The organism is Ideonella sp. FW305-24 (genome assembly GCF_058788035.1).
Genome location: NZ_JBYTAI010000050.1, coordinates 1 through 824, shown reverse-complemented (window position 1 = coordinate 824; position 824 = coordinate 1). Strand labels below are relative to the sequence as shown.

Genomic DNA, 824 nt, shown 5'->3' with positions numbered 1-824 from the left:
GAAGACGCCGGCTACACCCGGGACAGCGTCGCTGCGGAGCAGAACGTCGGCGTGTTTGTCGGCGTCATGTACGAGGAATACCAACTCTACGGCGCGCAGGAACAAGCCCGGGGCCACAACCTGGCCGTCTTCAACAGCCCCGCCTCCATTGCCAACCGCATCTCCTACTGGTGCAACTTCAGCGGACCCAGCCTGGCCCTGGACACCATGTGCTCGTCCTCGCTCACCGCCATCCACCTGGCCTGCCAGAGCCTGCGGCAAGGCAACTGCAGCGTGGCGGTTGCAGGCGGCGTCAACGTCTCGGTGCACCCCAACAAATACCTGATGCTCGCGCAGGGCAAATTCATCTCCGGCAAAGGCCGCTGCGAAAGCTTCGGCCAGGGCGGAGAAGGCTACGTCCCTGGAGAAGGCGTGGGCGCCATCCTGCTCAAGCCCCTGGCCCAAGCGCAAGCCGACGGTGACCACATCTACGGCGTCATCAAAGCCAGCGCCATCAACCACGGCGGCAAGACCAACGGCTACACCGTCCCGAACCCCAACGCGCAAGCCAAAGTCATAGAGCGCGCACTCAGAGACGGCGGCATCGACGCGCGGGACATCAGCTACATCGAAGCCCATGGCACGGGCACCAGCCTGGGCGACCCCATCGAGATCGCAGGCTTGGCCAAAGCCTTCGGCCAATGGACAAGCGACAGGCAGTACTGCGCCATCGGCTCGGCCAAATCCAACATCGGCCACTGCGAAAGCGCCGCCGGCATTGCCGGCGTCACCAAAGTCCTGCTGCAACTCAAGCACCGCCAGATCGCGCCCAGCCTGCATTCCAG

The 824-nt window shown here is 64.3% G+C and carries 1 protein-coding gene; it reads left to right on the top strand.

The annotated features are described in order from the left end of the window. A partial coding sequence (locus AC3WR5_RS33470; RefSeq protein WP_492490114.1) for a beta-ketoacyl synthase N-terminal-like domain-containing protein occupies nucleotides 1–824 on the top strand: 824 nt, incomplete at both ends.